Source organism: Marinobacter sp. UBA2688 (assembly GCF_002352785.1).
Classification (GTDB): Bacteria; Pseudomonadota; Gammaproteobacteria; order Pseudomonadales; family Oleiphilaceae; genus Marinobacter; species Marinobacter salarius.
Genome location: NZ_DELU01000024.1, coordinates 285,683 through 305,650 on the forward strand (window position 1 = coordinate 285,683; position 19,968 = coordinate 305,650).

A 19,968-nucleotide genomic window follows, 5' to 3' on the forward strand; every position below is an offset into this window, starting at 1 on the left:
TTATGTCGTTAACGGATCGTATCGCCCGTGGGCTTGAGGCTGGCTGGAAGGTCACCGACGGCGCCACCCTGACACAGAACCAGACCCACGAAGCCGATGTGGTGATCATCGGCACCGGCGCCGGGGGCGGCACCACGGCGGAGATTCTGGCGAAAGCCGGGCTGTCGGTGATTCTGGTGGAAGAAGGCCGTCTGTATCACCAGAAAGACTTCAAAATGAACGAGCTGGACGCCTATGCCTCCCTCTACCAGGAAGGCATGAGCCGGGTCACCAAAGACGGAGCAATCGCCATTCTTCAGGGCCGGTGTGTGGGCGGCTCTACCACAGTGAACTGGACGTCCAGCTTCCGTACACCGGCACCGACGCTGAATCACTGGGCCAGCCGTTTCGGGCTCGACGACCTGACCCCGGCATCCATGAAGCCCTGGTTCGACGGCCGCGAGCAACGACATAACATTGAGCCCTGGCTGGCCGAGCCTAATGTGAACAACGACATCCTGCGCCAGGGTTGCGAGGCGCTGGGCTGGTCCTGGGAGGTGATCCCACGCAACGTCAAAGGCTGCTGGAACCTGGGTTACTGCGGCGTGGGCTGCCCCACGAACGCCAAACAGGGGGCTCTGACCACCACTATTCCCGGCGCCCTGGACAACAATGCCCGACTGTTCCACGGCCTGCGGGCCGACAAACTGGTGATGGAGCAGAACAAAATCAGCCACCTTCAGGCCTCGGCCATGGCGGCGGACGGTGTCACCCCGTCTGGCGTCACCGTGGAACTGCGAGCCCGGCATTTCGTGGTGGCCGCCAGCGCCATCGGCTCACCTGGCCTGCTGCTGCGCTCAGACATTCCCGACCCCTACGACCGCATTGGCAAGCGCACCTTCCTGCACCCGGTCAATGCCACCATCGCGGAAATGCCTGACACCGTCGATCCTTATTACGGTGCACCTCAGTCAATCTATTCCGACGAATTCAACTTCTCCCAGGGCGTCGACGGCCCCGCCGGCTTCAAACTGGAAGTACCGCCCCTGCACCCGGCCATGTCCGCCGGCGTGGTTCCCGGCCACGGCGAACAACAGATCCGCGACCTGTCGAAACTGCCCCGGCTGAACTCCGTCATCGCCCTGCTGCGCGACGGCTTCCATCCCGACAGCGTCGGCGGCACCGTCAGCCTCCGCGACGACGGCAGCCCGATCCTGGACTACCCCGTCAGCGACTACCTCTGGAAGGGCCTGAAAGACGCCTTCTACAAAATGGCCGAGATCCAGTTCGCCGCCGGCGCCCAGAAAGTCCGCATCATGCACCTGGATTCCCCCTGGTACACCTCGTGGGCCGACGCCAAAGCCGGCATCGACAACCTCGCCATGGAACCCCACCGCGTCCGCCTGTTCACCGCCCACCAAATGGGCGGCTGCGGCATGGGCCGCAACCCGGAAGAATCCGTCGTCAACGGCTTCAGCGAACACCACCACGTGGCCAACCTCAGCGTCCACGACGCCTCGATCTTCCCAACAAGCATTGGCGCGAATCCGCAATTGTCGGTTTATGCATTAGCTGCAAGAAATAGCACTAGGCTGGCTCAGAAACTCAAGGTGTAAACCCAAAAGAGACCGCCGGAAAGGTGGATTCGGTGAAGAAACTAGGCAGGTGTGAAACCGGGGGTGCCGCGTGAGGATGACCTTCCAGGATTGTGTAAAGCCAAGGATGGCTTTACTCAAGCGCACATGGATGTGCTCGTAGCGTATCCTGGAAGGCCATCCTCATGCGGCACATGCACCAAAGCGAGCAATCCAAAGTCAGCAGCCCGCAGAAGTGAGGGATTAGGGAACATTTTGGTTCAAGACGAAGGCTGCTATCCTGTGCGCTTCCGGTGAAAAGGAGCTCCGAATGCCAAAAGTCATCTACCCGGGTACGTTTGACCCGATCACCAACGGCCATACCGACCTCATCGAGCGCGCAGGCCGGCTCTTCGACGAAGTCGTCGTCGCCATCGCCTACAACCCCAAGAAGTCCCCGCTACTGACATTGGAAGAACGCTGCGTGCTGGTGGAAAAAGCCACCTCCCACCTGCCCAACGTCAGCGTCACCGGCTTCAGCAACCTGCTCGCCGATTTCGTCCGGGAACAGAACGCCACCGTAATCATCCGCGGACTGCGAGCTGTCTCCGACTTCGAGTACGAATTCCAGCTAGCCGACATGAACCGCCGCCTGGCGCCGGAAGTGGAAAGCGTGTTCCTGACACCCTCCAACCACCTGTCGTACATCTCCTCCACCCTGATCCGCGAAATCGCCTCACTGGGCGGTGACGTCTCCGAATTTGTCGACCCGGCTGTGGAAGCTGCACTCAAACAGAAATTCATCAAGGACTGACAGACGGGAAAGTGCTGCCCATCCCGGGCAGCACAGAACAACGGATCAGAATATCGGTGGCAGCGGGATCACGTTGCCATTGATGTCCAGGGCCAGATCTTCCAGTGTGCCCTGGATTCGCAGCCGGTCACCCTCCTGCACCACCATGCCCTGCTTGATCAAAGGCGCAACCTGCATCCCCAGCTCCGGATGCTGCTCCACCAGAGCCAGCGGCATGCTGACATCCAGATTGCCGGTCAGCTGCTGCATCACCATCATCATCTGGTCTTTCTCGTCGTCAGACAGCGACGGGTGCTGCACCATGATCTCGCCATTGACCGGGCCATAAGGCGTGGCAAAGGACAGCTCCGGAAACCCGAACGAGAAACCGTTGGCCGCAAGGCCCAGCATGGCCTGATTGATGCGATTCATGGATTCCATCTGCTGCTGCATCATGGCACTCGAATCGCCGCCTGCGGTGTTCAGGGCAGCCGCCTGCATGTCCGTCATTGCCGTTGTCAGGTCACTCCAGCTTTGCACGTCCAGGCCACTTAACACCATTTCCATACGGTGAGGGCCGAAGCTCTCGTCGTCCGCCGTTACCTTTTCCAAAGTAACGACAGCCTCGGAATCAATGCTCTTGCCGTCATCGTCGGTGGTAGTCTCACCACTCATCGAAAAGTCATCAAAGCGAAGGGTCGGCTCGCCCCGTGCCGCCACTTCAAGTCGCGCCAGCGACATGTCCCCGTCACCCAGCCAGACGTCGCCTGTCAGGTGTTCCATGGTCTGTTCAAGGCGAAAATCCTCGATACTGATGCGCAGGTCTGGCCCCCGAATCACGGCGCCCGGCCAAAGCATGAGGATATCAGCCTGTGAACCGTTGCCACTGATTTCTGCTCGGCTAAAGCTTTCCGACATATCAAAGGACTCGCCGGTTTCCTCGTCGATCACACTCACAGCCGGCACGGAAAGCTCGGCGATCGCCGTTCCCCACAGGCGGGTCTCCAGGGTCAACCGGGGCTTTTCGTCGGGGAAGATCTTCTCAACTTCAGCGCCAAGCTCAGGAGGCGGGGTAAAATCAATCAGGCTGCCGGTAACCCCATGGCTTACCCGGGCCTGATAGTCGAATGAGTGCTCGTCACCGGTGTCCGGATCCTGGATCGTGATGGTGCCGGCGAACTCGGCTCCCATGTAGCCCCTGTTATAATCGCGGGTTTGCAGCTTGAACAGGGGCTGCGCCTGATTAACGTCCGCAGTGACCCTCTGCCACTGCTGTTCGGTTACATATCCAACGGCCCAGGGCGCAGCCACACCAACCGCCAGTACGGCTGCACCGGCAACCATCCATTGTTTCTTCAACAGCCTTTACTCCATTACAGCGCCCACATCGCCTCCACTGGGGCAGGCGCATGCGGGTTATCGTTATTTCCCGGTCAGGCGTTCAAGCAGGACCAGTTGCGACGCCAGGCGATCCTCGCCCTCGGCTGCCTGATTCTGAATGTAACTACCGTCCGGCTGCAAGACCCAGGACTGGCAATTGTCCGCCAGATAGGTGTCCAGGTCTTCGCGGACGCGGGCAATCAACGCCGGATCCTCAATCGGAAACGCCGTTTCCACGCGGCTAAGCAGGTTCCGTTCCATGCCGTCGGCGCTGGACCCATAGACTTCCGGCCGGCCGTTGTTGCCGAAATAGTAAACCCGGGTGTGCTCGAGGAAACGGCCAATGATGGAGCGCACCCGGATGTTGTCCGACAGCCCCGGCACTTCCGGCCTCAGGCAGCAGATACCGCGGATGATCAGGTCGATTTTCACGCCTGCCTGGGACGCACGATACAACGCCTTGATCAACTCTCGCTCAGTGAGGGCGTTAAACTTGAAAATAATCCGGCCTTTGGGCCCCAGTTCCGCTTCACGGTCCACCAGGCCCAGAAGACGGGTATGGAGTGTGAAGGGTGAGTGAAACAGTTTCTTTATTTTCAAGGCCTTGCCCATGCCCGTCAGCTGTTGGAACAGCTTGTTGACGTCATCACCGATGGATTCGTCGCTGGTCATGTAGCTGTAATCGGTATACAGGCGGGCGTTACCGGCATGGTAGTTCCCGGTACCCAGGTGTACGTAACGCCTCAGTTTTCCTTCCTCACGGCGCACGATCAGGATCATCTTGGCGTGGGTCTTGTAACCCACCACCCCGTAGACCACGATCACACCCGCTTCCTGCAGCCGGCTGGCCAGCTCCAGGTTTTCCGCCTCGCTGAACCGGGCCCGCAGTTCGATGATCGCAGTCACCTCCTTGCCACGCCGGGCTGCATCCATCAGCGCTTCGACAATTTCCGAGTCGGCACCGGTGCGATACAGGGTCTGACGGATAGCCAGGACCTGTGGGTCTTTTGCAGCCTGCCGCAACAGGTCGGTCACGGGACTGAAGTTTTCATAGGGATGCAGCAACAGCAGCGGGCGCTTGCGGATGGCATCGAACATGGATTCCTTGGCACGGATCTGCCTGGGAATCGACGGCGAAAAACCCGAATAGGTGAGGTCCTGGCGATCCACCAGCCCACCGACGGCCATCAAACGTGTCAGGTTGACCGGGCCGTGAACCTGATAAAGGTCACGATCCGTCAGTCCAAACTCGCGCAGCAGAAAATGCACCAGTTCTTCCGGGCAGTTGTCCGCCACTTCCAGCCGCACGCCGTCACCGAAGCGCCGGCTCAGCAACTCGCCGCGCAGGGCGGAGGCCAGATCTTCAAGGTCGTCTTCCAGTTCAAGGTCGGCGTTGCGGGTCAGGCGGAACTGATAGCAGCCTTTCACCTCCATGCCTGGGAAGAGCTCATCGGCATGGGCGTGAATCATGGAGGACAGGAACACCAGGTTGTCGCCACCGTTACAAACGTCATCCGGAAGCCGGACCAGACGCGGCAGCGAACGTGGCGCAGGCACGATGGCCATCCCGGTTTCGCGACCGAAGGCATCCTTACCGTCCAGCTCAACAATGAAGTTCAGGCTTTTGTTGACCAGGCGCGGGAACGGGTGGGAAGGGTCCAGCCCGATGGGGCTGACCACCGGCAGGATTTCCTCTTCGAAGTAACGGCGCACCCAGTCGGCCTGAGCTTCCGTCCATTCACGACGCCGGACGAAGTGAATGTTTTCCTGCTCCATCTCGGGGATCAGCACGTTGTTCAGGATGTCGTACTGTTCCCGGATGTACTCATGGGCCACCCGGCTGATTTCGCCCAACACCTGCTCCGGCATCATGCCGTCGGAGCCCAGGGTTTCACGGCCATACTTGATCTGCTGGCGCAGGCCCGCCACCCGGATCTCGAAGAACTCGTCCATGTTGCTGCTGAAAATGCAGCAGAACATCAGCCGGTTAATCAACGGATGCGTGGTATCCAGAGCCTGTTTGAGCACCCGGTAGTTGAACTGAAGCTGGCTCAGTTCGCGGTTGAAATAATTTTCCTGGGCGGCGACATCAACTTCCACGCCGGGGGATGGTGCTTCCACGGGAGCCGGCACGTCCGGAACATCGACAGCCTTTAGCTTGTTTGCAGATTCAGTAGTCATTGCTTACTGCTTCCATTTATCAGAGGCCTTAAGGCACCCTGCTGTTGACTGTAACCTGTCAGGTGCGGTTATCACGCATCAGCCGTGCAGCCCTGACGGCAAAATAGGTAAGGATGGCGTCTGCACCGGCACGGCGCATGGCCATCAGACTCTCCATCATCACGGCGTCGCCATCCAGCCATCCGTTCTCGGCAGCGGCCATGTGCATGGCGTACTCGCCACTGACCTGATAGACGAACGTTGGCACCTGCAGTTCCTGTTTTACCCGGTGAACGATATCCAGATACGGCATGCCGGGTTTGATCATCACCATGTCGGCCCCCTCGGCGATGTCCATCGCCACTTCCTGGAGCGCCTCATCACTATTGGCCGGGTCCATCTGATAGGTGGCCTTGTTGCCCTTGCCCAGGTTGCCCGCTGAGCCGACCGCATCGCGGAACGGCCCGTAATAACTGGAAGCATACTTGGCAGAGTAGGCCAGAATACGCGTGTTCACATAGCCAGCGGACTCCAGGGCGTCGCGGATGGCAGCGACCCGGCCGTCCATCATGTCGGACGGCGCCACAATATCCGCACCCGCGTCGGCATGGGACAACGCCTGATTAACCAGCGCTTCCACGGTCACGTCGTTCAGCACATAGCCGTCGTTGTCGATAATGCCGTCCTGGCCATGGGTGGTGAATGGGTCCAGTGCCACATCGGTAATAACACCCAACTCAGGGTAGGCGTCCTTCAGCGCACGCACCGCACGCTGGGCCAGACCATCGGAATCCCACGCGCCAGATCCGGACAGGTTCTTGTGCTCCGCAGGCACCACGGGAAACAGCGCCACGGCCGGAATCCCAAGCGCCACCAGTTCCGCCGCCTGTTCCACCAGAAGATCAACGCTCAGGCGCTCGACGCCGGGCATGGAGGGTACCGCCTCCCGCTGACCCTCGCCTTCCAGTACGAACACCGGAAAAATCAGGTTGTCGGCACTGAGCTGATTCTCCCGAACCAGACGCCGGGAAAAACCGTCAACCCGGTTACGACGCAGACGAGTGGCTGGGAACATGCGATTGGCCGAAAAGCTCACGGAATACCTCCTGTGGAAAATGGGGCTACCGCCCCATCATACACGCCCATAAGCGGCGGTGGCAGGGCCTACAGCCGAGCCACACCATCAGGCTACTACGTTCAGATGAAAGGACTGTTACCGGATGGAATCCAGGGCCTCGGCACGCAGCTTTTCAGCGCCCTCGAAATAATCATCCCTGAGCGCGTCAATGGCGGCTTTGCGCTCCGGGCCGGCAAGCCCCATGTCGTCAAGCTCCGCCAGGTCCTGGCTATAGGCCTGCCACTTGGCTTCCCATACCTTTTGTTCAGCTTCCACCTTCTCCAGCTCACGGGCAGCCTCGGCACCAAAGCGTTCCTCCCTCCAGGCGCGCAAGGCGTCGGGATCATCCGCGAATTCCGACTGCGCACGCTGATAGTCGGCGAATTTGCGGGTTTCCCGGCGTGCCTGACGAAGCGGTTCCGGGAGCGCCTTCTCGGCTTCTGCCAGCGCCTGCTCCCGCTCCTTTTCAGACAGAGACGGATCGGTTCGGATACGCAGTTGCTCAACCTGGAACTGGTCTACGGCCTCGTCCGTTGCAAAAAAGGCGTCGGCGGTTTGCGCATCCATCCAGGTGCGTCGCAGGGCGCGTATTTCTGCCATTCGCCGTTGCATGTCCTCTGCATTCGTCGTGGCGTCATGACCATAAGTGGCTTCCAGGTCGCCCAACGCCAGCTTGTAGTCCAGATAGTCCCCCAAAGTGTCGAGAGCTTCCGATCGGGCCGGCTCTTCAAGCCGGGCCAACGCCTGCTCTATCCGGGCAACCAGTTGGGGTAACGTCTCCTCGCCCAGAGCCGCCAGGTAATATTCAAACAACTGGCGCAACTGCGGCGTGGGGACCAGGGAGCCATTAGCATCGGTTTCGGCCCAGCCACCGGGCACGCTGGTTCCCGCCAACGACGCTGGCATTGTATCCGGCACCGCAACCGCGGTTTCGCCGACCAGTGTTGAAGGCACTCCACGTCCTGACGTGGAATCCAACATTGGCACAACGCTGCTTTCTGTATCGGCGGTTGTATCAACTGTCTCCTGGGCGGGGGTCGGGGTATCACCAAAGAAAATGACCATGCCTGCCGCGATCAGCGCCATGACGACGAGCGCCGTGGTTGCAAAACGAAGGAATCCTCTCATGAACGCGGCCTGTTTAAGGGTCGAATGTGGGGTGAGTAACGGTCATGGTGCACGGAACACGCTATCCTGCAGAACGCAGCATAGAGGAATACGGGATACAGCGGTGAGACCGGCGTCAAAACAACCGTAAGCCACGAACGCAAACAGGCCGCAGCCTCAGAGGCTGCGGCTTCATGAATTCAGAGGGAGCGATTATTGAAACCGACATCCACCTTGCGGGAAGGGTCCGAACGGAATGCTGTATCCACTTCCTGAATTCTGCCGCCCTGGCTCAGAAACGATTCAATATCCTGCTGAAGCTGAGCGCGGATTCGCGCACGGCCGGCAATGGAATGTGTATCGTCGCTGTCATGTGTCCAGCTACCGGATTGCTCCAGATTGCTTTCGTCGAATTCACTCATGATTTTCTCCATCAACGAAAACAGTACAACGAGCGCGCCAAGCCTGTTATGGCACGGCCGCCCCATCTCGGCGGATGCGTCTTACTACCTGCCTTGGCGTCTTTATAATCCGCTTTCAGTTGCAACGCTATTTACTGACAACGGTTTTTTTGTAAATTTTTGTAAGCAACTCCACGATATTGTTTTTAAAGAATAATATGAACCAAGCTATACTGGTCTATTGATTGACACAAAGAATGAATAATGATTCACTACTTATAAGGAACCCGCATGGCATATCGGGAAACGGAAAAGATGCGCAATCGCAAGGCAGAGGCCCGTAAGCGCATTATCGAATGCACATACGGATGCGTTGCCGACGGCGGCTTCCGCAGCGCCCAGATAACGCGCATCGCAGCGTGCGCCGGCGTTGCTACGGGAACCATCTACCGACACTTTGAGTCCAAAGAAGACCTGTTTGCAGAGATCTTCAGGATTGCGACACAACGGGAAGTCGACAAAGTCGCTGAGGCACTGGCCGCCGAAGATAACGCCGTTTCCCGTCTGGAAGTGGCCCTTCGCCAGTTTGCGGAGAGAGCCCTGAGAGGTCCGGTGATGGCCTGGTCGCTGATCGCAGAGCCGGTAGACCCGAAAGTTGAGGAAGAGCGCCTCAAGTTCCGCCGCGCCTACGCTCAACTTTTCGAGCAGGCCATCCGGGACGGCATCAAGGAGGGCTGCCTCCCGGATCAGGATGCCAGGCAAAGCAGTACCTGCCTTGTAGGTGCCATCGCCGAAAGCCTTGTGGGGCCTCTGTCCCCGGCACAGGCTGATACCACGGAGCAGGCAGAGACCAACGACCACGATCCGCTGGTCAACTCCATCATTTGCTTTTGCATGCAGGGGTTGACTGGCACCAGGAGATAAACATGAAGGCCCGCCAGCCCCTGCAGCAGGAAACCGCAACCCCCTCCAGTGACGACCGCTACCTGGCGGTTACCCACGAGGTCTTCAATCAGCCACCTGCTCTGGAGGATTACAACCTCTTCGAACAGGACAAGGCCCTGCAGGAGGCGGTCGCCCGGGAGGGCGCCGCAGCAGCGACCAGCGACCTTAAGCAGTTTGGTGCTTTCGCCGGCGCGGCGGACACCATCGCGCTCGGCTTCCATGCCAACGAGAACAAACCGGCGTTCAATACCCATGATCGCTTTGGCCATCGCACGGATCAGGTGGACTTCCACCCCGCCTACCACCAACTGATGTCCACAGCGATGGAAAACGGCCTCCACAGCAGCCCGTGGACCAATCCCGGCACAGGCGCCCATGTCGCGAGAACGGCCAAGTACTACATGCACTCCCAAATTGAGGCCGCCCACTGCTGCCCCATTACCATGACCTTTGCCGCCGTTCCATCAATCCGCAAACAACCGGAACTGGCCGCGGCCTGGGAAAACAAAATCCTCGCCAATAGCTACGACCCCCGAAACCTGCCGGACAGCGAAAAACAATCCGTCACCATCGGCATGGCAATGACGGAAAAACAGGGTGGCAGCGACGTCCGGGCCAACACGACTCGTGCTTACGCCATCGGTGCAGAAGGCCCGGGGCAGGCCTATGAACTGGTCGGCCACAAATGGTTTGTATCTGCCCCCATGTGCGACGCCTTCCTGGTGCTGGCCCAGACCAGAAGCGGCCTGTCCTGCTTCCTGATGCCACGCTGGCGCCCGGACGGCAGCAAAAACCCCTGGCAAATCCAGCGCCTGAAAAACAAGATGGGCAATGTCGCCAACGCCTCCAGCGAAGCGGAACTGCGCGGCGCCCTGGCGTGGATGGTGGGCGAGGAAGGCAGAGGTGTACCGACGATCATTGAAATGGTCGCCATGACCCGCTTCGACTGCATGATCGGCAGCTCCGCCGGCATGCGCCAGGCACTGGCCCAGGCGTCCCACCATTGCCGCCACCGCAGCGCCTTCGGTGGGCGACTCAGCGAACAGCCGCTGATGCAGAACGTCCTCGCCGATCTTGCACTGGAAAGCGAAGCCGCCCTGGCCTACACCATGCGAATCGCCAAATCCCTGGACAGCCAACATCTGGAGCACGAGCGCCTGCTGGCACGACTGGCCACTCCGGTTGGCAAGTACTGGATCTGCAAACGCACCCCCAACCACGCCTACGAAGCCATGGAATGCATCGGCGGCAGCGGCGTGATGGAAGACTGCATCATGCCCCGACTGCTGCGGGAATCCCCAGTCAACGCCATCTGGGAAGGCAGCGGCAACGTCCAGTGCCTGGACACCCTGCGCGCACTGCAGAAAGAACCAGACACCCTCGACGCCTTCTTCAGCGAAGCCGCCGAAGCCCGCGGCGCCGACGCCCGCTTCGACCGCTTCCTCGCCCAGTTGCAGAACGACTTCGCCGACATCAGCGACTTCGAATACCGCGCCCGCAACCTGGTGGATCGCCTGGCCCTGTTGATGCAGTCGTCACTGCTGCTGAGAAACTCCGACCCTGCGGTCGCCGACGCCTTCTGCGCCTCCCGCCTGGAACACAATGGCGGCCTGAACTACGGCAACCTGCCCTCCGGCACCGACCCGGCCGCCATTATCAAACGGGCGACGCCTGTAGTAGGCTAGAAAACAGACTGCTGGACAATACATACTGTCTGGCGAAGCGGACTCCACCTGAAAGGTTCGCGGACTGGAGGCGATGGGCTTTCCAAAACTGTGCGGAGCCATGGATGGCGAAGCCCAAGCGTCACATGGACGTGCCGCAGGAGCGTGTTTTGGAAAGCCCATCGCCTCCAGTTCCAGCACCAAAATCGGAACACCTATGTCTGAAGCTCTAAGAAGGCTGCTAAAAGAGGGCAATACGCCCCAGCAAACAGTCATCACGCCCCACGTGGGCATCCTGACCCTGCACTTCCAGCTCTACGGCTGCGAAGACCTCAAAGCCAAACGCAAAGTCTTCACCGCCCTGAAAGCCGTCTGGGGCAAAGAACCCGACCTGGCCGTCGCCGAAACCGCCGACCAGGACGCCCTCGACTGCGCCACCTGGACCATCGCCGCCCTCGGAGGCTCATCGCAACAGATCGCCCAGCGCCTCGACCAGATCGAAAAAGCCATACAGGAACGCATCGACGCTGCCATACTGGACGTACACCGAGAGATACTTTGACCCTCCCGCCATGCAGGGCCCATGCTGTAGCGTATGGTTTCACGACACCGTATACTACGCCCCCTCAGGGAGAACGGAACGCCCGGGACAGGCTTTGCGAATGACCACTGATAGTGTGTGGCACCTATGACCGGAAAGAAAAAATCCGCCCAGGCCTCGGTAGAGGCCATGTATCGTGTATTCACCGTGCCCGAGGCGCCTGAATCCACCTTGAGCAGGATTGACCAGAACATATCCCGCAACCTTGCCGGATTCCTCCAGGAACACATCGTTGCGGTCGAGCGGGATCTTTCCGAAGTCGAGAAAGACTTCTCGGACTACGCCATTCCGGAAAAGCCCATCTTCGTCTCCGAACAGGCCCAATTCCTGCTCGACAAGCTGGTGGCCAACTCGGTACACACGGCGTCTCCCAGCTTTATCGGCCACATGACCTCGGCACTGCCCTATTTCATGCTGCCGCTGTCCAAGATCATGATTGCCCTCAACCAGAACCTGGTTAAAACCGAAACCTCCAAGGCCTTCACGCCCATGGAACGCCAGGTACTGGGCATGATCCACCGGCTGGTGTATGAGCAGGACGGTGCCTTCTACCGCAAGTGGATGCACGATCCCCGCTACGCCCTCGGTGCCATGTGCTCCGGCGGCACCGTGGCCAACCTGACCGCACTCTGGGTGGCACGCAACAACGCGTTCCCCGCCGAAGGCAGCTTCCGCGGTATCCATCAGGAAGGCCTGTTCCGGGCACTACGCTATTACGGCTGCGAGGGTGCCGCCATTCTGGTCTCCCGCCGCGGCCACTACTCACTGCGCAAAGCCGCCGATGTACTGGGTCTGGGCCGGGACTTCCTGGTGCCTGTCGACACCGATGACGACAACCGCATCAACACCGATGCACTGCGGGAGAAATGCCTGGAGTTGCACCGCCAGAAAATCCGGGTCATGGCCATCTGCGGCATTGCCGGCACCACCGAGACCGGCAACGTCGACCCGCTGGACGCCATGGCAGACATCGCCCGGGAGTTCAACGCCCATTTTCATGTGGACGCGGCCTGGGGTGGGCCGACACTGTTTTCCCGCACCCACAGGCACCTGCTCAGGGGCATCGAAAAGGCCGACTCGGTGACCTTCGACGCCCACAAGCAACTCTATGTTCCCATGGGGGCTGGGCTGGTGGTGTTCCGCGACCCGGGCCTGGCAAGCGCTGTCGAGCATCACGCCCAGTACATTATCCGTAAAGGCTCGCGGGATCTGGGTAGTACCACCCTGGAAGGTTCGCGGCCGGGCATGTCAATGCTGATCCAGTCGGGGTTGAGAATCCTGGCGCGGGAAGGCTATGAGATCCTCATCGACCAGGGCATCGACAAGGCACAAACCTTTGCGGAAATGATCAACGCAGAAACGGATTTCGAGCTCATCACCAAACCAGAGCTCAATATCCTGACTTATCGCTATTGCCCGGAGAAAGTGCAGCAGGCACTGGCAATCGCGGACTCGCTACAGGCCGAACGACTCAACACCTGCCTGAACCGCATCACCAAGTTCATTCAGAAAACCCAACGTGAACGGGGTAAAGCCTTCGTTTCCCGTACCCGGCTCGAACCGTCGCGTTATTATCACTTCCCCTGCATCGTGTTCCGGGTGGTATTGGCCAACCCGTTGACCACGAAAGAAATCCTCGCGGACATACTGAAGGAACAGCGGGATTTGTCATCGGACGAGGGCATCCAGGACGAAATCACCATCCTGGACCAGATGGCCGATGCCGTGTTGAAGCAGCATCAGCCCGGCGTTCGGCAGGCCTGACAAAGATCAGTAAAGCGCCTCTTCGTCATCCAGGACTTCGTCCAGGATATCGAGAAACATGTGATCCGCCCGACTCCAGCTCTCCGGAATACGGATCGTTGTGTTGGCGCTGATCTCACGGGCAATCAACTCATTGGCATTGGGCTGATTGCGATATTTGCGGGCAATTTCCACCGATTTCACCGCAATGGTCGGATCACTGAGGACCTTCTTGATAAACACCCTGAGCTCGTCAATGACCTTCGCCTGACGGCTTTCTTCTGCTGAACTCATGAATCAATCCCCGGACAGAGTGGCAACTTATTGGGAGGCAAACGCCTCCCGTATTGAAGAATAGTATGGGCCAAACAGGCACCTGACAACCAGCGCGACAATCCCTTACAGCATCAGCCCGCGCAGGGTGAAGAACAGAACGGCCGCCATGCAGGCCGACGCGGGCACCGTAATGATCCAGGCAGCAACGATACGAGTCAGGTGCGAACGCTTGACCATCTCCTCGCGGTAGATCTTTTTAAGGCGTTTGCGCTCCTTCTTGGAGAGCGGTACCTGTTTCTTTTTCTTGGCCTGTTGGAGCAGGTTTTCCATCTGCTCAACCGAGGCGTTACGGAAATCTTCCAGGAACGGGCGCAGACGCTCACGCTCCTCTTCCTCATGGCTGTCCATGATGTTGTGGAGCTGGGTGGCGTAGTTTGACTTCAGATACTCCCTCAGGAAACCAACACCAAACACACCACCGATGGCAATGTGGGTGGAACTGACCGGGAGCCCCAACTGGGAGGCGATGATGACGGTAAGCGCCGCCGACAGGGCGATACAGAACGCCCGGGTTTTATCCAGTTCAGTGATCTCAGTCCCCACGGTCTTGATCAGGCGTGGGCCGAACAGCATCAGACCAACGGCCAGACCAAGGGCACCAACCAGCATTACCCACAAAGGAATGGACGCTGCGGTGACCACTGCACCAGCCGACAGTGCATCGTTAATGGCCGCCAGCGGGCCGATGGCATTGGCCACATCGTTCGCCCCATGGGCGAAACTGAGTAATGCCGCGGCAAATATAAGCGGCCAGGTAAACAGGGTATTCACTCCGGCAGAGCTGTTTTCCATGGTTGCGGCACGGCGGCCGACCAGAACCCGCATCAGGAAGAAAATGACTGCGGCGAGCCCCAGACCAACCAGAGAGGCCCCCAGGAAGTCTACTTCAACGACCTTCTTGACCCCCTTCACCATCAAATAGGTGCCAAAGGCCCAGGCCATGATCGCCACCAGCCAGGGCACGAAGATTCTTGCCGCCGGCACCACGTTCTTGCGATACAGCACGGTCTTCTTGATGGCATACAGGAACAGCGCCGCCAGCACGCCACCCATTACGGGGGAAATCACCCAACTGGCGACAATTTTGGCCATGACGGCCCAGTCGGCAATGCCCCAGCCGCCGGCGGCAATTCCGGCCCCAAGAACGCCCCCGACAATGGAGTGGGTAGTGGACACCGGTGCACCCATCCAGGTGGCCAGGTTCAGCCACAGGGCGCCGGCAAGAAGTGCGGCTGTCATCAGCCACACGAAGGCGCTGACATCATCGAGCCTTTCAGCGGCAATAATGCCCCCTTTAATGGTCGAAACCACGTCACCACCGGCGATGATGGCACCGCCGGCCTCAAACACGGCGGCGATCAGAACCGCGCCACCCAGCGACAGCGCCCCGGACCCCACCGCCGGGCCGACGTTGTTGGCGACGTCATTCGCGCCGATATTGATGGCCATGTAGCCACCGATGACCGCAGCTGCCATCAGCAGCATGTTGTTGGGCATGCCGTCGCTGATCTGTCCCACGGCTATAAATATGCAGAGCAGGAACAGGAAGCTGAAGCCAACGCGATAACGCTCGGTCGATGGGCTGGTCAGGAGAGTATCGAGGAATCCGTTTTTGCCGGCCATAATACGTCAGGTCTCGCAACAGGGAGGATACGGGAAGCTACAGTTTCACAGTACTTACGGCGGCAACTATAAATTTTTTGCCATGAAATTGAAACATAACGGTCATAATGGTAATTGCTTGACCAAAGTCGCTGTACAGATTTCCCGCTTCGACTAATCTGATTCACTATCCCGGCTCACGCAGTCTGGACAAAGCACCAACAACAAATCGACAACAACAAAAAGTGTCATGACCAGACTCCCCGATACCAGCCAACAAGTAGCCGACGAAGGCGAGGAGGAACGCGTCTCCCGCCTGCTGACCGGTCTGTCAGCCATGGCCATCCTCTTCCTGCTGGGCATTGGCGCCAAGGCGTGGTTTGCAACCCACACTCACCACGCCTTCTCGCTCTGGTTCTTTGCGGGACTGGTGGCAATGAACATGCTGTCCTTTGCCCGTTCCCGCAACCGCCGCCATCAGAAGGCTGGCATGATCTCCATTGTCGGCCTGCTGTTCGGATACCTGATCATCACCGGTGGCGAGAGCAACACCGGCCCACTCTGGTTCTACGTGTTCCCGCCGCTGCTGTTTTACCTGACCGATCTGAAAACCGGCACAGCGGTATTGTTATTCTGCTGCCTGCTGGCGGTTGTGGTTTTCCAGTTCCCTGAACTACCGTTGGTGACCGCCGAATACAGCACAGACTTCAAGATCCGTTTTTTCGCCACGCTGACGTTCGAATCCATCTTCTGTTTCGTGCTGGAAGCCAGTCGCCTGAAGGCACGCAATGAGTTGATGGATATGGCCCGCACCCACCAACATGCAGCCCGTACTGACGAACTGACGGGCCTGTCCAACCGCAGGGACATGCAGCATCGGCTGAACGAGGAGTATTCAAGGTACCGGCGTTCCGGCCACCATTTCTCCATCGTTCTCATCGACCTGGATCTCTTCAAGCGTATCAACGACGACTACGGACACGACGCCGGTGACCACGTACTGCGGGCCTTCTCGGAATTGATGCAAACCGTTATCCGCCAAACGGATGTGGCCGCACGCTGGGGCGGAGAGGAGTTCCTGATCCTGTTGCCGGACACGTCACTGCTACAGGCTCTCACTCTCGCAGAACGGCTACGCTCCGAGGTCGCCAGTGCCGAGTTCTCCTTTACCGGCCAGCGCATGCCCGTCACCATCAGCGCCGGCATCTGCTCCATTGCCAAGACCGGCTCAGTGGATGAATTACTGAAACAGGCTGACGTCCACCTATACAGCGCCAAGGAAGACGGGCGCAATCGCGTTGCTCCCAGAGTACGAACCTCCCCCAGGGAAACCAGCCCTTCCGGAGCCGGATCTTGAGCGTTACCGCATCACCGGCTATGATCGGGCCCCAACGCAGACAGCCGTCAAAGGACGGTTGTCGTTACGAATCAACAGGACCATTCATGGCTTCAATCCGGATTCTGGTCGGCAGCGTTTATGGTGGCGCCCTGCTGACAGCACGTACCTTGAAGAAAACCCTGGAACCGGAAGGGCATCGGATCACGATCCTTGAGGAGCCCGACCTGGAGGACATCACCGGGAACGACGAACCGCTTTTGGTGTGTACATCAACCACCGGCCAGGGAGAGCTACCCCCCAACCTGCTACCGTTTTATTTGCGGCTGCGCGAGCAACTGCCCCAACAACCCGCGCGTCCGTTTGGCGTAATTGTGCTTGGCGACAGCTCCTACGGTGACACCTTTTGTGGTGCCGGTGAGCTGATGGAAGAGGCTTTATACGAAACTTCAGCCCGGAAAGTGGGGGATACCTTGAGGATTGATGCCCTGGAAACCACCGAGCCGGAGATGGAAGCCGTTCCCTGGGTACGGGAGTGGCTTGAACAGCTGTAACACCTGACACAAGTGACGTTCGAAAACCGGCATTATCAGCCTTGAGCCCCCCGGCAGATAACGCCATACTGAGCCAGACAATCACAACAAGATCGGTACTACGTGCGCCATATTGCTCAGTTTTTCGCCCTGGCGGGCGCATTGATCATGATGGCTTTCGGAACCCAGGCAAACGCGGCTTCGCCCGGCTTTGCAGAACCGGATATGGACTATATTCGGGTGGCACCTTCGGAACAGATGGATCTCAGGGAAGCCCTTGCTTCCGACCGATGGCAGTCACTGGAAGGCGAAAGCCCCAACTTCGGCTACATTCGCGACACCGTGTGGCTCCGCGTTCCTGTATCCGCCATACCCAGTGACCGTAAGCTACTGGAGATACGCTACCCCCAGCTCGACGATATCACCTTCTACCTGATAGAGAATGGCGTCGTCAGGCAACGCATCTCAACGGGCGACCACCTTCCCTTTGCGCAGCGCCAGATTCAACACCGCAACTTTCTGTTTTCCTTCGAAACCGATCCGCTAAGCGATTACCAGGTGTTTTTGCGTGTTCGGACTCAGGGCGCCATGCAGATCCCCATCAGACTGTGGGACCCTCGAACCTACTTCGAAGCCACGTCCATCGAAGACCAGATGCACGCGATCTATTACGGCATCCTGATCATGGTGATCTTTTTCAATCTGTTTATCTTCCTGGCACTGAGAGAGCGCATGTACCTGCTGTACGTGCTCTCCACCCTCAGCTATCTGATGTTTATTGGCAGCCTGAATGGCAGCACCTACCAATTGCTCTGGCCAGAGTCGCCCTGGCTGCACAACCAGACCATGGTTCTCACCGTGCCGGTGGCATTAATATTCACCCTGTTGTTCTCACGTGCCTTCCTCAACCTGCGCGTCACCAGCCCGCGCATGGACAAGCTGGTGTGGTATATGGTGTTGGTGAACGTCGTGGTGGCGGTGGCAACGTTCGTTACCGACTACAGCGTTGCCAGCCGGCTCACGGTTGCCCTGGCAATCCCCAGCTGCCTGCTGTTGACCGTTATGGGGCCGATACAATGGATTCGGGGCAACCCCCAAGCCGGCTACTACACCATAGCCTGGGGCCTGCTCACCCTGGGCAGCGCCATCACCGCAGCCAATAAATACGGCTTCGTGCCCAACAGCTTCGTGACGGCCTACGGCATCGAAATCGGCTCCGCGCTCGAAGCCGTCCTGCTGACCATCGCCCTGGCCGCCCGGCTCTACCAGGAACGCGAAGACAAGGTTCGCGCCCGCGAAGCAGAGATCACCGCCATGGCGGCACGGCGCTCGGCAGAGCTGCGACTGATCGAACAGGCCCTCCACAACCCGCTAACGGGGTTGCCCAATCGCGCCTGCCTGGAAATGACCATCAACGAACTGATCAACCGAGAGCCGGAAAAGCGCCTCTCCATTGCGGTGATCCACCTAAGCAACCTTCCAGCCATCACCAAAACCCTGGGGCATCGCAACACCGACCGGCTGCTCGAGCTCGCCGCCCGGCGTTTCAACAGCATCGTCAGCGAACTGCCCGGCATCTGTGCGGTCGAGACCAATGATCGGAAGAGTTTCTACCTGGCCTCACTGGAGTCGGCCACCTTCGGGTTTATCGTGGAAGCAGATGTTATTTCGGAAACACCCCGTGCCATTGTTCGTGCCCTTGAGGAAATCCGTGCACCGCTGGACTATCTGGGCATGCAATTGCCGCTGGCCCCCCACACTGGCTCGGCGATCTACCCGGATCACGCCACCGACACCAATACCCTGATCCGGCGCGCCTTTATTGCGCAGGGCTCGGACGACGCCCGAGACCGTGGGCTGGCCTATTATCAGCCGTCGCGGGACTCCTACAGCGCGGACCGCCTTACCCTGGTGTCCGAACTGCAACAGGCCCTTCAACACGGTGAACTCTCCCTATACCTGCAGCCAAAGCTGTCACTGAGAACCAGGGAGGTGGTCGGCCTTGAAGCGCTGATTCGCTGGCCCGGCCGGAAAAAGCCCATACCCGCCGACGAGCTGATTGCCCTGGCCGAGCAGACCGGACTGATCAAACCATTGACACGCTGGGTACTGGAACAGTCACTGGCACTGAGAGGGCAATTGCTGGAGAACGGCTACCCGCTCAATATCTCGGTGAACATCTCCCCCAACAATCTGCGGGAACCGGACTTCCCGCTGTACGTCCAGCGCCTGATGGGCAGTCATCACACGCATCGCGGAACCATCATCCTGGAAGTCACCGAGACCTCAATGATGCAGGATCCGGTCAACTCACTGCGCGCTCTCGACTCCCTTCACACCACAGGTATCCCGCTGTCCATTGACGACTTTGGCTCCGGCTACTCTTCGCTGTCGTATATCAAGCGATTGCCCGCCAGCGAGATCAAGATCGACCGCTCACTGATTACAGACCTGGCTTCCCAGGCTGGTGACCGCGTCATCGTTCAGACCACGATCGAAATGTGCCACAGCCTGGGTTACGCCGTTGTGGCCGAGGGCGTGGAAAGCGCAGAGACGATGGAACTGTTGGAAAGGATGGGCTGCGACATGATCCAGGGCTATATTCTGACGCCACCACTGCCGTTCGACGACATCATCGTTTGGCTGGGCGACTACAAGCATCATGAAAGAAACCGCAAGCTTGGCTAACTATCTCCG

Annotated in this window: 16 protein-coding genes; 9 read left to right on the forward strand and 7 right to left on the reverse strand. The window is 59.0% G+C overall.

Annotated elements, in window-relative coordinates; genetic code table 11:
• The first annotated feature begins 2 nt into the window (after window positions 1-2).
• Window positions 3-1,595 (forward strand): GMC family oxidoreductase, encoded by a 1,593-nt coding sequence (locus B3M52_RS14480; RefSeq protein ID WP_075194208.1) that lies wholly within the window; start codon window positions 3-5, stop codon window positions 1,593-1,595.
• A gap of 289 nt (window positions 1,596-1,884) precedes the next feature.
• A complete protein-coding gene (coaD, locus tag B3M52_RS14485; RefSeq protein WP_075194207.1) occupies window positions 1,885-2,367 on the forward strand; it encodes a pantetheine-phosphate adenylyltransferase in 483 nt (160 codons plus the stop codon).
• A 45-nt stretch (window positions 2,368-2,412) separates the two neighbouring features.
• Here coaD and B3M52_RS14490 read toward each other — a convergent pair whose 3' ends face one another.
• From B3M52_RS14490 to B3M52_RS14510, 5 genes are all read right to left on the reverse strand, one after another.
• Window positions 2,413-3,705, reverse strand: coding sequence for a DUF945 family protein (locus B3M52_RS14490; RefSeq protein ID WP_226909981.1), 1,293 nt, complete (start codon window positions 3,703-3,705; stop codon window positions 2,413-2,415).
• 63 nt (window positions 3,706-3,768) lie between these two features.
• Entirely contained in the window at window positions 3,769-5,907 is a 2,139-nt protein-coding gene (gene ppk1, locus B3M52_RS14495) for a polyphosphate kinase 1 (protein ID WP_036210827.1), read from the reverse strand.
• A 58-nt stretch (window positions 5,908-5,965) separates the two neighbouring features.
• Window positions 5,966-6,961, reverse strand: a complete 996-nt coding sequence (hemB, locus tag B3M52_RS14500; protein ID WP_036211905.1) for a porphobilinogen synthase — start codon at window positions 6,959-6,961, stop codon at window positions 5,966-5,968.
• A 138-nt stretch (window positions 6,962-7,099) separates the two neighbouring features.
• Complete coding sequence (locus B3M52_RS14505) at window positions 7,100-8,131, reverse strand: lipase secretion chaperone (RefSeq protein WP_075194204.1); 1,032 nt, start codon at window positions 8,129-8,131, stop codon at window positions 7,100-7,102.
• Between the two features lie 179 nt (window positions 8,132-8,310).
• Window positions 8,311-8,532 (reverse strand): hypothetical protein, encoded by a 222-nt coding sequence (locus B3M52_RS14510; RefSeq protein WP_075194203.1) that lies wholly within the window; start codon window positions 8,530-8,532, stop codon window positions 8,311-8,313.
• 270 nt (window positions 8,533-8,802) lie between these two features.
• On the opposite strand from B3M52_RS14510, the gene B3M52_RS14515 reads away from it, so the two are divergent.
• From B3M52_RS14515 to panP, 4 genes are all read left to right on the forward strand, one after another.
• Window positions 8,803-9,435, forward strand: coding sequence for a TetR/AcrR family transcriptional regulator (locus B3M52_RS14515; protein WP_041332505.1), 633 nt, complete (start codon window positions 8,803-8,805; stop codon window positions 9,433-9,435).
• A 2-nt stretch (window positions 9,436-9,437) separates the two neighbouring features.
• Complete coding sequence (locus B3M52_RS14520) at window positions 9,438-11,141, forward strand: acyl-CoA dehydrogenase family protein (protein WP_075194202.1); 1,704 nt, start codon at window positions 9,438-9,440, stop codon at window positions 11,139-11,141.
• Window positions 11,142-11,337: 196 nt separating this feature from the next.
• Complete coding sequence (locus B3M52_RS14525) at window positions 11,338-11,682, forward strand: DUF503 domain-containing protein (RefSeq protein ID WP_040474714.1); 345 nt, start codon at window positions 11,338-11,340, stop codon at window positions 11,680-11,682.
• A 126-nt stretch (window positions 11,683-11,808) separates the two neighbouring features.
• Window positions 11,809-13,485 carry a pyridoxal-dependent aspartate 1-decarboxylase PanP gene (gene panP / locus B3M52_RS14530; RefSeq protein ID WP_036210812.1) on the forward strand — a complete coding sequence of 559 codons (1,677 nt, stop codon included), beginning with the start codon at window positions 11,809-11,811 and terminating at the stop codon, window positions 13,483-13,485.
• A 6-nt stretch (window positions 13,486-13,491) separates the two neighbouring features.
• Here panP and B3M52_RS14535 read toward each other — a convergent pair whose 3' ends face one another.
• Both B3M52_RS14535 and B3M52_RS14540 read right to left on the reverse strand, forming a co-directional pair.
• The gene (locus tag B3M52_RS14535) at window positions 13,492-13,758 is read right to left on the reverse strand and encodes a hypothetical protein (RefSeq protein ID WP_007154996.1); all 267 of its coding nucleotides are present in this window, start codon (window positions 13,756-13,758) and stop codon (window positions 13,492-13,494) included.
• A 105-nt stretch (window positions 13,759-13,863) separates the two neighbouring features.
• Window positions 13,864-15,423 carry an inorganic phosphate transporter gene (locus B3M52_RS14540; protein WP_075194201.1) on the reverse strand — a complete coding sequence of 520 codons (1,560 nt, stop codon included), beginning with the start codon at window positions 15,421-15,423 and terminating at the stop codon, window positions 13,864-13,866.
• A gap of 229 nt (window positions 15,424-15,652) precedes the next feature.
• Here B3M52_RS14540 and B3M52_RS14545 point away from each other — a divergent pair, with 229 nt between their 5' ends.
• The 3 genes from B3M52_RS14545 (at window position 15,653) to B3M52_RS14555 (ending at window position 19,959) form a co-directional block, all read left to right on the forward strand.
• Complete coding sequence (locus B3M52_RS14545) at window positions 15,653-16,759, forward strand: GGDEF domain-containing protein (RefSeq protein WP_075194200.1); 1,107 nt, start codon at window positions 15,653-15,655, stop codon at window positions 16,757-16,759.
• A gap of 86 nt (window positions 16,760-16,845) precedes the next feature.
• Entirely contained in the window at window positions 16,846-17,292 is a 447-nt protein-coding gene (locus B3M52_RS14550; protein WP_075194199.1) for a flavodoxin, read from the forward strand.
• A 102-nt stretch (window positions 17,293-17,394) separates the two neighbouring features.
• Window positions 17,395-19,959, forward strand: coding sequence for an EAL domain-containing protein (locus tag B3M52_RS14555; RefSeq protein ID WP_075194198.1), 2,565 nt, complete (start codon window positions 17,395-17,397; stop codon window positions 19,957-19,959).
• Window positions 19,960-19,968: the final 9 nt, after the last annotated feature.

Excerpts from the sequence above, each read along its gene's own strand:
- B3M52_RS14480 (WP_075194208.1), top strand. The coding sequence starts at position 3 with ATGTCGTTAACGGATCGTATCGCCCGTGGGCTTGAGGCTGGCTGGAAG.
- coaD (WP_075194207.1), top strand. The coding sequence starts at position 1,885 with ATGCCAAAAGTCATCTACCCGGGTACGTTTGACCCGATCACCAACGGC.
- ppk1 (WP_036210827.1), bottom strand. The coding sequence starts at position 5,907 with ATGACTACTGAATCTGCAAACAAGCTAAAGGCTGTCGATGTTCCGGAC.
- hemB (WP_036211905.1), bottom strand. The coding sequence starts at position 6,961 with ATGTTCCCAGCCACTCGTCTGCGTCGTAACCGGGTTGACGGTTTTTCC.
- B3M52_RS14505 (WP_075194204.1), bottom strand. The coding sequence starts at position 8,131 with ATGAGAGGATTCCTTCGTTTTGCAACCACGGCGCTCGTCGTCATGGCG.
- B3M52_RS14510 (WP_075194203.1), bottom strand. The coding sequence starts at position 8,532 with ATGAGTGAATTCGACGAAAGCAATCTGGAGCAATCCGGTAGCTGGACA.
- B3M52_RS14515 (WP_041332505.1), top strand. The coding sequence starts at position 8,803 with ATGGCATATCGGGAAACGGAAAAGATGCGCAATCGCAAGGCAGAGGCC.
- B3M52_RS14520 (WP_075194202.1), top strand. The coding sequence starts at position 9,438 with ATGAAGGCCCGCCAGCCCCTGCAGCAGGAAACCGCAACCCCCTCCAGT.
- B3M52_RS14525 (WP_040474714.1), top strand. The coding sequence starts at position 11,338 with ATGTCTGAAGCTCTAAGAAGGCTGCTAAAAGAGGGCAATACGCCCCAG.
- panP (WP_036210812.1), top strand. The coding sequence starts at position 11,809 with ATGACCGGAAAGAAAAAATCCGCCCAGGCCTCGGTAGAGGCCATGTAT.
- B3M52_RS14535 (WP_007154996.1), bottom strand. The coding sequence starts at position 13,758 with ATGAGTTCAGCAGAAGAAAGCCGTCAGGCGAAGGTCATTGACGAGCTC.
- B3M52_RS14540 (WP_075194201.1), bottom strand. The coding sequence starts at position 15,423 with ATGGCCGGCAAAAACGGATTCCTCGATACTCTCCTGACCAGCCCATCG.
- B3M52_RS14545 (WP_075194200.1), top strand. The coding sequence starts at position 15,653 with ATGACCAGACTCCCCGATACCAGCCAACAAGTAGCCGACGAAGGCGAG.
- B3M52_RS14550 (WP_075194199.1), top strand. The coding sequence starts at position 16,846 with ATGGCTTCAATCCGGATTCTGGTCGGCAGCGTTTATGGTGGCGCCCTG.